12 protein-coding genes are annotated in these 14568 nt (G+C 47.4%); 3 read left to right on the forward strand and 9 right to left on the reverse strand.

The window, feature by feature from the left end:
• Positions 1-56 precede the first annotated feature (56 nt).
• A complete protein-coding gene (locus tag E7Z62_05160; protein ID MBE6522499.1) occupies positions 57-1907 on the forward strand; it encodes a GAF domain-containing protein in 1851 nt (616 codons plus the stop codon).
• A 15-nt stretch (positions 1908-1922) separates the two neighbouring features.
• Here E7Z62_05160 and E7Z62_05165 read toward each other — a convergent pair whose 3' ends face one another.
• The 7 genes from E7Z62_05165 to E7Z62_05195 all read right to left on the reverse strand — a co-directional run bounded on the left by E7Z62_05165 (position 1923) and on the right by E7Z62_05195 (position 9599).
• Complete coding sequence (locus E7Z62_05165; protein MBE6522500.1) at positions 1923-2252, reverse strand: hypothetical protein; 330 nt, start codon at positions 2250-2252, stop codon at positions 1923-1925.
• 13 nt (positions 2253-2265) lie between these two features.
• A complete protein-coding gene (locus E7Z62_05170; GenBank protein MBE6522501.1) occupies positions 2266-2877 on the reverse strand; it encodes a DUF1638 domain-containing protein in 612 nt (203 codons plus the stop codon).
• A 5-nt stretch (positions 2878-2882) separates the two neighbouring features.
• On the reverse strand, positions 2883-4883 hold the full coding sequence (locus E7Z62_05175; GenBank protein ID MBE6522502.1) for a hydantoinase/oxoprolinase family protein: 2001 nt from the start codon (positions 4881-4883) through the stop codon (positions 2883-2885).
• A gap of 90 nt (positions 4884-4973) precedes the next feature.
• Positions 4974-5294, reverse strand: coding sequence for a hypothetical protein (locus E7Z62_05180; GenBank protein MBE6522503.1), 321 nt, complete (start codon positions 5292-5294; stop codon positions 4974-4976).
• Positions 5295-5395: 101 nt separating this feature from the next.
• Positions 5396-6490, reverse strand: coding sequence for a hypothetical protein (locus tag E7Z62_05185; GenBank protein MBE6522504.1), 1095 nt, complete (start codon positions 6488-6490; stop codon positions 5396-5398).
• A gap of 5 nt (positions 6491-6495) precedes the next feature.
• Positions 6496-7128, reverse strand: coding sequence for a methionine synthase I, cobalamin-binding domain protein (locus E7Z62_05190; GenBank protein ID MBE6522505.1), 633 nt, complete (start codon positions 7126-7128; stop codon positions 6496-6498).
• Positions 7129-7736: 608 nt separating this feature from the next.
• The gene (locus E7Z62_05195) at positions 7737-9599 is read right to left on the reverse strand and encodes a leucine-rich repeat domain-containing protein (GenBank protein ID MBE6522506.1); all 1863 of its coding nucleotides are present in this window, start codon (positions 9597-9599) and stop codon (positions 7737-7739) included.
• Between the two features lie 263 nt (positions 9600-9862).
• Between E7Z62_05195 and E7Z62_05200 the strand changes: the two genes are divergently transcribed.
• A complete protein-coding gene (locus E7Z62_05200) occupies positions 9863-11392 on the forward strand; it encodes an MFS transporter (GenBank protein ID MBE6522507.1) in 1530 nt (509 codons plus the stop codon).
• 147 nt (positions 11393-11539) lie between these two features.
• Here the strand turns inward: E7Z62_05200 and E7Z62_05205 are convergent, their stop codons facing one another.
• Positions 11540-12382: a hypothetical protein gene (locus tag E7Z62_05205; GenBank protein MBE6522508.1), complete on the reverse strand. Its 843-nt coding sequence runs from the start codon at positions 12380-12382 to the stop codon at positions 11540-11542.
• A gap of 314 nt (positions 12383-12696) precedes the next feature.
• On the opposite strand from E7Z62_05205, the gene E7Z62_05210 reads away from it, so the two are divergent.
• Positions 12697-12951 carry a transposase gene (locus tag E7Z62_05210; GenBank protein MBE6522509.1) on the forward strand — a complete coding sequence of 85 codons (255 nt, stop codon included), beginning with the start codon at positions 12697-12699 and terminating at the stop codon, positions 12949-12951.
• Between the two features lie 94 nt (positions 12952-13045).
• Here E7Z62_05210 and E7Z62_05215 read toward each other — a convergent pair whose 3' ends face one another.
• Positions 13046-14452: a hypothetical protein gene (locus E7Z62_05215; GenBank protein MBE6522510.1), complete on the reverse strand. Its 1407-nt coding sequence runs from the start codon at positions 14450-14452 to the stop codon at positions 13046-13048.
• Between the last annotated feature and the right edge of the window lie 116 nt (positions 14453-14568).

The following is a 14568-nucleotide window of genomic DNA, read 5'->3' on the forward strand; positions in this document are numbered from 1 at the left end:
CTATCAGGCTTGCTGTAATCTTTAACTTTGTTTAGAGACAGAATGATGGTGATGGAGTGTATTACGCGGCGATAATAAGTGATGCAAAGATTACTATCAGTCTGACTGAGAAATTCTTACATCATTTCAACAAGGACATCAAATCCGTAGTCGTCGGCGATGTTAACCAATTGATGAGCTTGATTAACGCTGCAGAGCTTATTGATGTTATCATCATAGAGCAGACTGAAACGCTAAGGTTTGTGGAAATCATGAAGGCGTTGAATCGTTTCAACGTGGATTTGCCCCTTATTCTGATGTCCAAAGAATGCGATCCTGAGCTGATGTCTTCTGCAGTGAATGAGCATGTGGACAATTATCTTTGTATTGCCGACAAAGAACCTGCGGACTACTACAAGGAACTCGTGGATCTGATAATCTTCGCCGTTGAGAGATACCGTGTCAAGAGACAGCACATGCTGGACACTAAGAGATATTCCTCATTGGTCGAATTGGCGAAGCAGGATCAATATGATTTCCAAGCGATCATCAATTATGCTCTTGAGAATGCCATGTATCTGACGGACAGTAAGATAGGATACGTTGCTTTTGTGAATATCCCGGAGAACAAGCTGACGATGCTGGCTTGGTCCCAGTCAGCGATGAATGAATGCCGTGTGCAGAATAAGCAGATGGATTTCAAACTGAATGAAGCAGGCCTGTGGGCAGCACCGGTCCGTACAGGCAAAACTGTGATCATTGATGACTATAAGACGACGAATCATGTCATGAAACACGGAGCACCGATGGGCCATGTGGAGATGAAGACCCTGATGATGGTCCCGATCAAGTTGAATGGAGAGATCATCGGTACAGTGGGTGTCGGGAACAAGGCAAGGGAATACAACACGTCCGATGAGTACAATGTCCAGCAGCTGTTCCAAGAGGCTTTCAAGATACAGCAGTCCGTCATCACCAAGAACAGGTACGAGAGCGAGCTGGCGATCTACAGGAAGATACTTGATAGGAGTCCGTTCGGCGTAATGTATGTGACGCGTGAAGGTTTCAAAGCAATCTATAACAATAACGCTGCATCAATTCTAGGTTTGAAACCTACCACAGAAATGGTGGACCTTTCTAAGAATAGGGGGGAGATCGTCGATTACATAATCGCGCGTATCGCCAATTATACTGATTTGGATGACGGTATTGTTTTCGATGTCGGGAATGTGAAATGGTCACTCACTATCAATAAATTCAGTGAGGAAGGCCTCGACGGCTACGGTGTGATCTTCACTGAGGTGACCAACATCTTGGAGTACAAGAGCAAGATCAGCAGTGATGAGGCCACTTTGAGATTGATGCAGGGTCTGGTCAGTAACGAATTGATGTCTGTGGTGGCGATTCTGAAAACCATCAAGGATTCTGATGAGAAGTTCGTGACCATCAAGTACAAACTGGAGGATATTTCGAGATTCTTGAAATCGGTGACTATGATGGACTTCAGCAATCTGTCATGGGTAGATTTGGACGAGGTCATCGACAAAGGATTCGACGATTATATCGGTTCGTCATTGGACATCAAAATCAAATTGGCAAGCATCAAGGTGTTCGCCAGTAATTCTTTGTCCCGCGTATTCTACGAATACAGACACATGGTCTCCAACAGATGCATAAACATCACTTCCATAGAGGTAAAGTTCAGCGTTGAGGACGGGAATCTTAAACTGACCCTCATGGACGACGGTGTGCATCCGTTATCCTATGGGAATAATCAATCAGGAATGTTCTATCTCGACCCGTTACCAACGGTCCTGATCACTCAGATTTGCAAGGGCAACGGTATGGATGTAAAATGGATTCCGAAGGGACATAGTTATGTGGCTGAGATCACGATACCGCCTGAGAGATACAAGATCGGTTCGTGATTCAGCCTTATCGGTTTATTGACCATCCAGGACGATCTCGTTGTTGTGTGCGAGGTTGCATAGGTTAGGAGATAGAAGCCCTATCTCGAGCCATGCGGCATCGAATACCGCATTAGGAACCAGACACGGCAAGGACAGCGTCGCTCTAACTTCGGGATCCACCACTTTGCTTCCAGCAAATGTAGTAACATCATCCATGGTTATCACGGTAAGTTTCTTCGCATATTCCTTGACATGAGGACAGTTGGATGTTATTATCACATCCAGATTCCCTTCATCATTCAGTTTCACCTCGACTACATGCTGCTTCGAGCATGTATTCATGTTCACTACTACTTTGGCCATTTTCCTTCCTTCTTTACACACTTGCTAATCCTTTCGCTTCAGTAAGCGCTTTTTTGATCCTATCTATATCGCATTTTCTGCAATCATGTTTTAGATTGAGTTCATTAGCAAATTTCTCTGAGAGCTCGCGATATTCATCCTCGTTGCCGATCCCTGTGTCCAGGAAAAGTACCCTTTGATAAGAATCGAAGATGATGTCGAAGAAGAATTCAGGTTCGAAGTCCTCAAGCATATCTAGGTGCAACTCTTTAATCAGTCCCTGTGTGCCTTCCAGGGCCCATCCGGGTGTATTGAACCATGTTCCTGTGCAGTCTTTCTTCTCCGCTTTGTATTCATCAGGGCCAAGTATCGCTTCGATGCAGTCACAACCTTTCAGCATCACAGATGGTATGGGAATCTCATCGGTTATTCTCTCCAAGGAGTTGCAAACCGCATATCCTAGGAAGAGGACGTCCACCTTTCCTTCGAATTCTTTTGCTTCCTCGAGTATGACCTCCTTCATATGCGGGGGGTCTTCGTGCAGTGCGAATTCGAGATACTTCTTCATCACGATGTCCTCATCGCCGGCTGTAAGGTATTCCAATTCCGGCTTCAGAATGTCGCATGCGAGAATGCCTATCCTCATCACATTCACCTGAATTGCTTGGGCTTACCCGCAGCCCTTATCGTCATGTGGATTTCGACCAGAGGATTGTCCTCTCCGTAATCCTTCGAGTTACCGTACTTGAACGTGCTGCGATCAGTTTCAACGCTGATTGAAATGTCTTCAGCACCGCTTCTGTCTATGGCGTCCTGAACATATCTGCGTCCGTCTTCTTCGGCATGCTTGAGGGCTTCCTCCATGGAATCGTATTTTACATTGCCCATCTTGGAGAATACCTCTACTTTGCTCTCGGTAGCACCGATTGTTTCCGGTTTTATCAGAATCTCCAGGACTTCGGAGATGGAGGAAGTAATGGCGCCGATTGCATTTCCTACTCCGGAGTATTCGTGGATGAGAACAGGGGTATTGAACGCCTCTCCCACCCATTTGATGTATACTCCTGACGGGGCACCGATGCCTATGATCGGTTGTTTTATCGTAATGCTGCAGCTGTAGTCATTGTTACCTTCATGGAAGACTGCTTTCTTGAGCATATTTTGAGCCACATCGCTGATGGTGTGCCCCCCTTCCTCATGGTAGATGACCTTCATCAGTTCCAAGCATAGTTTGTATTTTATGCGGTCCTTCGCTTCCTTGATGAAGGATTCGGTGTTCGATCCCATTCTGTCTGCAAGATAGTTTACTGCGGCCAGAGAAGCTTCTGCATCGAATTCGGAATATGTGCCCTCAGCATGGAGGATATCTGTAGGCGTTACACCTATCCTTTGTATGTAACCGAGGGATTCGAGTTTGTATATGTTGAAGTTCATGGGATGTATTCCCAGAATCTCGCCTGCCTCGTTCAGGCTGTACGGATGATCTTTAAGAAGCTCCAGCAGACTCATGTCTGTTGGTGTGATAATACGGCCTTCCTCAGGTATCCTGAGGGTGCGGAACATCTCGCAATCGAGTATGATGTTGTCCTCGCCTAACGCAGGTGGGGAAGGCCTTGATGCGATATTCGTTAATCTTCTGTAGTAATCGTGAACAAATTCCCACTCGGTGCTGGCAAGACACACAGGCATTACTCTCAGAGATGAAAGTATCATATTCGGGCCGTTCACCAATATACGGCTGTCCCCTCCAATACCAGAAGTCTCGATGTCAGCAGCCATCACCCTCGTGCGTTTTCCACCGATGATCGCACCTTCGGGGTCAAGGCGCGGTCTTCCGTTACGAAGGATTCCGATGTCTGTCGTAGTTCCTCCCATATCCATAACGATGGCGTTCTTTTGTCCGGTCAGCACCATAGCTCCTATAAGACTCGCAGCTGGTCCGGATATGATTGTTTCCACTGGACGTTCTTTTGCGATGTCCTCGCCCATCATGGATCCGTCTCCGCGTACTATCATCAGAGGGGCATGAATGGACAGCTCTTCCATGACTTTCTTAACTGATTTGATGAGGTCGTCGATGATCGGGATGAGGCGCGCATTCATTATGGATGTGGACGTCCTCTCGTTAAAGCCGAGTCCGGAAGATAATTCATGTCCGCATATCACAGGCACATTCAGAATGGACTTGGCCAAAGCCTTGATTTTGTTCTCGTGGTCAGGATTGCGGACTGACAGGAAACTGTTGATTGACAGTCCATCTACCTTCCCTTTGATCTCTTCCAGGAATTTTGTAGCGGCATCGATGTCAAGCGGTTTCGCCTCATTTCCATGCAGGTCATGGCCTCCAGAAATCACTATGGAAAAGTCAGACCTAACTGAATTGTCGTAATCATTGCCGATGCATATGAGTCCTACTCTGCATCCTTTTCCCTCCACTACTGAGTTGGTTGCTAGAGTAGATGAGAGGGATACGACGCCAATCTTTGGTAGATACTCTTGTGGGATTTTCATCATTACATTGCGCAATCCGATACTCAAATCCTCTCTAGTTGTGTGAGACTTAGTGCAGTAAAGGACATCGTTATTGTCCAAATTAATTATGGCTGCATCTGTGTATGTGCCCCCGGTATCGAGGCCTAATCCCAGTGTCATGATTCTTGAATCCCGTCCTAGTGATGTCGGTGTTAAGAGGTTGTAAGAAGGTGTGGAGAATAGGGGTCGCCCTATTCTGGTATTGATTATTCATTTGTTGAATGATGATATGCCACGATCCGTGCCACGGTTGTACATGAAATTACTCATGTGGTCTGACAGTATCCTTTGCTGATCTTTGTTATGGATGTCAGTCGAGTTCAGTATAGGGAATTCGTAATCGCATTTGTTGCAACGTACTTTGTTGCAACCGCGAACGGCTTCCGAGCATCCTTGGCAAGCGAATGCCCTGGCGTAAACCAGTGAGAAATTGAATCCGCATCTGGGGCACGTAAGGGTTTTGCGTACCGATGCGGTCTCAGTATCTTTGAAGCCATGGTCGTTCATGGCTTTGAAGAACGTAGTAGTCATGGGAATCACTCAATTGTGGATTCCACCGCCCTGCTGGAAGAAAAACAAGGGGCAGGAGCAGGATGGTGGAATCCCCGCCCGAAGGCGGGTTAGAATGTTTCTCAGAATGCTCCGTACTTGTGGGTCGCGTCCATAACTCCCTGGACAACTTCCCACTTGGTCTCAAGGTCCGGAGGGACCTCACATCCGGATGCGATGCACACGTGCGAGTTGAGCCCTGCTTTGCACATTGCGGTCTTACAGTCCTGGCAGAGTTCCTTGGTCACCTGTACAGCCTCATCGTAAGTGCCTCTCATGAAGAGCTGGGGGTCGATTGTTCCCATGATTGTACACTTCTCGCCGTATCCTCTCTCGATGACGCTTGCCATCGTAGGGGACTCAGGGATCTGAGGGTAATATGCCATAGAGTATCCGTCAACACCGAACAGTTTGATCTGGGTGTCGAGGTGAGGCATATCAGCACAGTTGTGGATTGCGAGACCGATTCCTGCCTTCCTGGTTGCTTCGTTGGTCCTCTTGGCGTATTTCTCTCCCTCGAATTCCATGTATTCAGGGTCTCCGAGACAGGAGTAGTTACCCCAAAGGTAATCCCAACACATTGCTTCTACGCCGGTCTGTGCGATCTCTGTTACTGCTTCGCAACAGAACTGTGTCGTGGATTCTAGTGCCTTGTGGACTGCATCGGGATCAGTGTACATGTCCATCATGACCTGCTCCGCTCCTCCTGCTTGGGTGAGAGTTAGGAGAGGTCCCTCGAGGAATGACATGAGGAATGATTTTCCTTTCAGTTCCTTTGCAGCAAGTTTGTTCATCTCAATGAGGTGTCCCGTACGGCCCTTATGGCAGTCGGGGTGTGTCTCAGCGATCTTCTCGTAATCTTCTGCCGTGTGGACGATGTGACCATCGACGAATGGAGTGTTCTCAGCATCCATCCTTACGTTCGCGCCGTAGTCATGAGCTGTGACGGAAAGGTCCTCTAGCAGAACAGAGTATGGGAATTTGTACTGCTTGAATCCCTCGACGAATGAATCCGCACATACCTTCGCATCAGTTGCCCAAGTCTTGTAGGTAACTGGCTGGTTGGGGAGAAGCCTTCTCTGAAGTCCGCAGACAAGAGGGTATGCGGGAAGCTCATCGACAGGCTCGTTCATGAGGGTTGCTACTGCTCTCTCATAGGGTGTCATAGGTGCGACCATTCAAATCACCCCTTGAGGTATGCAACGCAGTCCTGAGCGTTGATGTCACGGTGGTCTGCTCCAATGGTCTCGGCAAACTGAGGTGAAGTCGGTGGTCCGCCAATTGTGACAATGCATCCTTCTTTGAGGCCGGATTCCTTCATGAGATCCATGGTTGATTTCATTCCATCCATGGTGGGGGTCATGAGCGTTGAGAGACAGAGAATCTCGAGCTTCTCCTCTTTCACCTTGTCTACGATCAGACTAGGTGCGATATCCTTACCCATGTCAGTGACGAGGAATCCTCCTGCCGTCAACATGGTCTTAACGATGTTTTTACCGATGTCATGGACGTCTCCTTCCATGACTGCTGTGCCTGCTCTCTTTGCGTTGTCCAAAGCCCCTGCGGGAATTGCAGGAATAAGAATGTCCAATCCTGCATACAGTACCTTGGAAGCTACCAGGACCTGAGGAAGGAACATCTTGTGTTCTGCGAATTTGTCTCCAACAATAGACATTCCTTTAACGAGTCCTTCATTTATTGCTTCTACGGGGTCGAGACCTTCGTCGAGCGCTTGTTGCGCTAACGGTGCAGCGTCCTTGATCTTCAAGTTCACTACAGAGTCGGCTAAGGCCTGATAGATTTCCTCCTTGCTCATTTTTTACTCCTTCTAACCGAAATTGGTTGAGTGAAAAAAGGTCATCCATGAGTATAAAATAGTTATTGTTCAGACATAAGATTTTTGTTAATTTTTGTTTTAGCTACTAATTTTTTGGTTAATTAGTATTTAAAGAACACATAAATATGGTTAAAAAATACCAATTAATTATAGTATTAGAGTTGTAAAAAATCACTCTAAAAAATTAAGACTTAAAATCTAATATTAAAATATAATGTAATAATACATCCAATGTTGACAACTCAATAAAACTTTTAATCAGAGAAATAAAGCGTAATCACTACGAGGAGAATAGTGAAAAATGGACGTCTATAAAGTAGTATTAAATCTATTATTATAAAAGACCAAAAGATGGATTATCTAATTACTTCTGTCAAAAGAGTAGCATACCTTTTATGATGGTGATAGCTGTCATTCTTTTCTGAGTTTTAGTTTGAAAGAAAGGTATGGCGCAACAATAGGATTTAAGAAGATGGTTAACTGAACAATAGTTTCAACACCCTCATTGGAAGATAACTGGAGAAAAGAATCGTATTAGAATTCGGAGGGTTCGGGCCGTTGTGCGGCCCTCCCCCTCATAAATCGTTTCAACCTTTGCGTGCAACGGCTGCGATGAAAATAGCCGTTACAGCAAGAACGATCACTGTGGCGATTGTCTTCGGAGTGTCGTCAGCAGGAGAGTCATCCTCGCCGTCCATGCCGTCGTCTCCGCCGACATCGGTGACATCTCCCACCTGGTATGTAGCCAAAAGGAACACGTTGCCGTATCTGTCCTCCACCGAGTTCCAGCCGCAGAACGTGAGTCCGAATTTGTTCACAGGGTCTTCTCCCTCATACGAAGGCCATTCGTTCAGGGGTACTCCTGTGGTCTTCTGAAGTATTGTACCGTCGTAGTTCATCCACGTGTAGGTGAGCGTTTCCGGTTTCGGATCCGGGATCTTGTACACGCTGCCCTTCTCCGGCGCTCCAATGGAAGTCCATGTGTATCCGCCGATGGCACCCGCAGTCACTGGTTCAACCTTTGTCGTCTTATCGCTTTCGTAGAACGTCATCGAGGTGAATGAGCCCATGTACTTTGAGGCTATTTGCGGGTCGTTGATCGCAGGTGCGTTGAATGTTTCCAGGTTTGCGCATAGGAAGGTAAAGAAACCGAGGTCGACATCAGTCCCTTCGATAGAGATGTATTTCAGGGTTTCGGATGTGAATGCCATCGTGTCTATGGATTTGACGGAAGCCGGTATGACCACTGACGTCAGGCTGTTCGAGCTGAATGCACACGCGCCTATGGATTTGACGGAATCGGGGATATTGACGTATTCTAACGGAGTACCGGCGAAGGCATGACCCTCTATCGATTCAATGGAAGCGGGCAGGACTATCGTTTTCAACGATTTACATTCTCTAAACAAGCATCCCGGAATCTCTTTGAAGTTATCGGGGATATATGCATATTCGAGAGATGTACAATTTTCAAAAGCGCTGCTTCCTAACGATTCCAGACCTTCAGGGAGTATGACGCATTTCAAAGATTCGCATCCTTTGAAGGCACCATTTCCTATGGACTTTATGTTGTCCAGCTTTATTTCGGTGATTCCGCTGCTGTCGAATGACCACTCTTCAATCTCCGTGACGGAATCAGGGAGAACGACTGTCTTCAGATCACTGCAGCTTGAGAATGTTCTCGAAGCAATCTTCGTGACGCCATCCGGTATCACTATCGACTTTATACCTGAGTTCGAGAACGTTCCGTTCAAAGCCCTTATCGAGCTTGGAAGTTCGATCTCTGGGATGGGTGCGCCGTAGAACACATCTAGTCCAAGTTCCTTTATGCCGTTCGGCAGTTTGACGGAAGTCAATTGGGTGCAGTCCTTGAAGATCTCGTCTCCCATCTTGGTGACAGTGTCTGGGATGACTATGGATTTGAGTTCGGTTCTTTCGAATGCGCTGTTTCCGATACTGGTCAGGGTGCTGGGAAGCACAACTTCAGAGAATCTCAAGCAGAAGAATGCGAAGGATCCGATATGGGTCACGCCTTCCTCTATGATCAGCTTATTGCATCCGTAGTACGGGGAAGCCCATGCGGCCCTATCTATCCACGGGGTGGTGGAGCAATCGGTGTGGTCTACATGGTGATAGTCCTCCATGGGGCCATTTCCGCTGACCTTTAGGATACCATCGCCTATCTGGACCAATCCTGCAGAGTCTTTCTGCATCCATTGGCTATCATACGTGACCACACAATTTCCTGAATTCCAGGTAGTGTGGATTATTCCTGTATCCCCGTCGTGTATTCCTATATCCCCGTCGTGTATTACAGCATCCGTTGATTCCGCTCCGACCGCGACGATATATGTACCGCACAGCATGAACGCAGCAGCCATCAGCACCAGGGCCAGCTTCTTCGAATTCGCGGAGTTAGATGTCTTTCCGACATTTCCTGTCTTTCTCATTCAATCACCATTTCAATGGTCCGACCGGATAGCGGTCAAATCTGATTACAGAAACTGACAGATATAATGTATTAAGATATTATCATCAGATTATCAATACAAGTATAAAGCAAGGCCTTGACAGCAGAGCGATGTCTCCGAATTCTGGAGGATGATGAGGGTTACGATTCAGAGAAATGGGTTCGAAAAGCGGTCGCGGTCGATGATTGTCCTGCAGCCGCTGTGGTGTTAGATTATTAAAGATAGTTCTCTTTCGCACATTCATGTCGGGAGAAATTCTAACTTACGAGAATATCGACCCGCAGGTTCGTAAAAAGATCATGTATGGAATCGCACTCGCTATGCTTGTAGCGTGCTTCGACGGTTCCATAACGGCAACATGCGGTCCTGAGATCGGTAACTCGTTCAACAATACAAGCCTTCTACCGTGGCTTACGATGGGCTATCTGCTCTTCGAGACCATCATGATCCCGATCTCAGGTAAGCTCTCCGATCTCTACGGAAGAAAGAAGCTGCTGATGATCGGACTCATATTCTTCCTTCTGAGTTCCATCGTTGCTACCATCGGTATCAGCATGGAGATCATGGTCTGCGCCCGTGCCATCCAAGGTATGGCCGGAGGTATCATAATTCCAGTTTCCGCCGCTGTCATTGCGGACCTGTATGCCCCTGAGGAGAGGGGGAAGATGCAGGGTGCCCTCGGTGCACTGTTTGGTATCGGATTGGGTATCGGCCCTCTGATCGGAGGAGCGCTCGCAACCATGAGCATCGCAGGCATCCCTGGATGGCATTTCGCATTCGCGATCAACATCCCCATCCTTCTGGCAACAATTATAATGTGTAAGGAGGAGTTCCCAATGCCTGCCAATCTGCAGGCTAAGCCTGAGATAGACTTCAAAGGAATCGGTCTGATCACCTTGCTTCTGATCGTCTTCATCATCTACTTCCAGATGTTCGGAACGGCATTCGATGTCGTCAGTATTGAGTCGCTCGTGATGATCTTCGTCATGGTCGGACTCATCATCCTTCTCAGCAGAGTAGAATCCAAGGCCGCCGAACCCATCATCGCACCCCATGTGCTGAAGAACCCCACCGTCAGGTCGGCATCCTTGTTGCTGTTCCTGCTCGGATTCTCGATGATCGGTGACGAACTGTTCACATCGATGTTCCTGCAGAAGGTCGAAGGATACAGCGCCATCAACGCCGGACTTTTCATGCTGTGCATGATCATCGGTATGGCCATCACTTCAGCCATCGCTGGAAGCAAGGTCGAGAAGACAGGATATAAACCTTGGATCTTCGCAGGACCGGTCCTGATGGCCCTCGGAATGATGGGAATGTCTTTCATCACCGAATTCTCCGTACCTCAGTTGGCGATTTCGGAGTTCGTATTCGGTCTCGGCGTTGGATGTCTCATGGCATCGCTGATGGCCTGTGTGCAGAACAGCTGTGTGGATTCCGAAGTGGGAATGACCACCTCTGTCGTATCACTGTTCAGGAACATCGGTTCGACTATCGGTTCGAGCGTGTACACGATGTTGGTTGCCGTTGGTGTCAGTTACTACTCCATACAGGAGGGGATTACCCAATGGGCGAACGAAGGGGTAGGTATCTTGGAGCATCTGGGCGGATTGTTCGACGAACAAATCAAGTTCGTCTTCACCAATTCCGTAGCGGATGCTTTCGCCGTCGGTACCATAATCCTTATCGCGGCTGCAATAATCGGATATCGTTTCAAGATCGTCCACATGAGCAAGACCAAGGAGATCATCGATATCGAGAGCAAGGAATGAACATTTCATCAGCCCTTCGGGGCCTAAACCCTTTCATTTCTGCCTAAACTTTAATCTAAGAGGACTCCGGCGATGGACTGTCGGCAAGAGGGAACACAACACTGTCTTGTTCAGAAACTAGATGAGAAGATGGTCTCCGCTCTGATTTCATGGAGATCTAGCATAGGCTGTGTGACTGAGCTCAGAACCTCTCCCCGTAGGTGAACCCCCTAGCCATTTATCCAGGGTCTTTCCGTATATCATATCTCTTATCTTTCTCTCGACCATCGAGTTTACCTTTTCGACCAGGAATCCGAGCAAATATGCGGCCTTGTCCAAATCCCTGTACATCATCCGGATGCCTGACGGAGGTTGGGATTGGTCCTTCTCACTATTTTCGTGTAGACATAAGATACGACAAACCCCGTGACGAACACCCCTATGCCGACCAGCAATGTTGTGAGCACAGATTGCGAATGGATCCTCAGGAACGGATACGGGGCCAAATCGTCGTTGCCGGCTATGATCAGGAACACCACTATGAACACCATATAGAGCAGCATCGGAATGGTCGACAGTATGGCCTCCTTTCTTGCCCATGGCCTCCATGTCGGAGAGATACAGGAAATCCACGATTGCTAGAATGGGGTTGATCAGATGCGCCATCAGCGAGCCCTCCGGGTTCAGCAATATGGTCCATCCCTGGTACGGAACCAGAACGAAGGCCACTACAACCAATGTGATCGTTAGCATCATAACGGCAGCCAGCTTCAGTACCAACAGGAAGTGGGGACTCTTGATCCCTTTATGGATGCAGTAAAGCGTCCCGACGGAGACAATGGCTGCCAGATAGTTGGACCAATTGGTTAAGAATAGGTAAACGTCTTGCGATGCTGCATAATCGACAACATCGACAATACAGAACATGACGTTCACAATCATGTACAGAACGAGTACGATAATGGTAACATTGATTGCTATGGAGTACCTCACAATCCTTGCATCGGCCATATTGGGCCATCTGATTTTGCCTATAAAGAATGAGAGCAGATATAGTTTTGAAAAACCAACCTTCATACGCCTGACAGCGGTCTCCTTTAATTCATTCGATTATGGATGAGAGGTATCCCTGACCAGTAAGTTGCCAAATTTGAAGATGCTGGATAAGGATGGTCCCCCTCCCTGATTTGAGAGATGAAACTCTCTACCTTTATGGGCAGATAGCAAGAATTGCTATCATCACCTATCCGATGTATTCGGAATAATTTGTAAGAAATCGATAGATGGTTACCGATACATCCGTATATGGTAATCTGCATATCTGTATCATGGAGGATACCAAAGAAGCGATGGAGGAACTCACTTTCATCTTGTTGTACCTGACATGTTTCAAGGAGAAATACGGTGGATACAGCAGTTGGAAGGGGTATGATTTCCCGACGCTGGACCGGTTGGAAGAGAAGGGTCTGATCATGCAAGGTAGGAACAAACACCGTTGCAAATCAGTATACATCCCTGAGGAGTCTGTGGCCAAAGCAAGAGAATTGCTCCTGAAGTACGGGATATCAGATCGGGAATGATCGTTCGACGATTCTCAGAACGATCGATTACACGATTGGATCCAAGAGTGGTCAGGAGGCATCCCATACCAATCATGATGCATATCGTCCGGCATCATCCGTTAAAGAGGGTAGGTGGAGCCTTATCTCCATAAAGCGTCTTTCCATCGATCAGGATGATGCCGTTCTCTTCCGAGTAATCGATAAGATCCTGTTCGAATCCCAACGCAGAGAACAGAACGAAGATGACATTCTCCGTGAACTTCGCGACCTTCGCTCTGGATATAAGCGTATTGTACGCAGTGAATCCCACGGGTTTCCTGCTGAGTTTGCACTCTCCCACCAATGTGCGTATCAGGCGATGTTCGTCTGATATTTTTGCTACGACATCTATGTCCACGTCAGTGTCATCGATCCTTCCCCACCACTGACCACGTTCAATCACGGTATATTTCGAGTCCAGCCATTCGCCGCACAGTTTCTCGAACATCTGCCCAATCTGACTGTTTATATCGTTCTTGAGGAAATCATATACAGCAGATTTCGAAGAACCGTTCTCGATCATCCTGATATTGTTGCTTATGATGTTGTAGGAGAATGAGATGAAAGGGTCCTTGATGGAATACACCGGTTTCTTCGGGGAGTTCCCCATAGGGGTCCTGCGTTCCACGATACCGACGAATTCCAGATTGTCCAGCAGTCTCTTGCATGCGGCGCGGTCCATCATCAGTTTGTCGGCTATCTCGGATTGTCTCACCGTCCCGTCCGCAATGCATTTGACGGCCCCGGTGTAATCCTTGTTCCCATCGAATTCCTGGAGGATGATGCTTGCCGCATCACTCCTCCATGAACTGTCATCGTCGAAGAATTTCTCCTCGATGAGCTGCCGATAGTCCTTGCCATCTGTATTCAGATGATAGTAAGGGATACCTCCAACGGTGCAGTACCATCTCAGGGACGTTTCGTAATCCATATTCGGATGGAATTCCCTGCATGCCTCTATCGATAGGGGTTTGATCTGTTTCCTGTTATCGAATCTTCCGTACAGGGGTTTGCCGGCATCCTCGGTCTCCCTGCGCATGACGGAGATCGATGAGCCGCAGATGACGAACATGCAGTCCAGTCCTTTCAGGCCCTTGTCCAACGATTTCTGTATCACAGAGGGGGCCTGAGGTGCAGATTCCAGCAGATAGGGGAGTTCATCAAAGATGACCAGGGTATGTTCCTGCTCGCAAATCTCCTCTATCGTCTTCATCAGATGCGATAGATCCTGCGATTGCGGGATATCCTCTCCAAGGAATTCAGATATGTCTAGTGATAATGATGAAAGGTTCTCGTAATACGATCCTTTGATCCCTTGCAGATAAATGGTCCTCTTACCTTTACCGAATTCTCTAAGGATAGATGTCTTGCCCACCCTCCTGCGACCCCATATGCAGCAGGTGACCAGTCCTTTCCTGTTCCAAAGGCCCTCAAGATATGCCAGTTCCGAGTTTCTTCCGATGAGCTCTCCATCCGACATATTGAATAGATAGATTTTTGATTATAAAACAACTTCTTAACTAATTGTTTTAGTAACAATTAATTTTTTAATTGATTCAAAATCAATTAACCATATTATCGGTGCGAGTAGCACAT

The sequence above is a fragment of the Thermoplasmata archaeon genome, from assembly GCA_015063285.1.
GTDB lineage: Archaea > Thermoplasmatota > Thermoplasmata > Methanomassiliicoccales > Methanomethylophilaceae > Methanoprimaticola.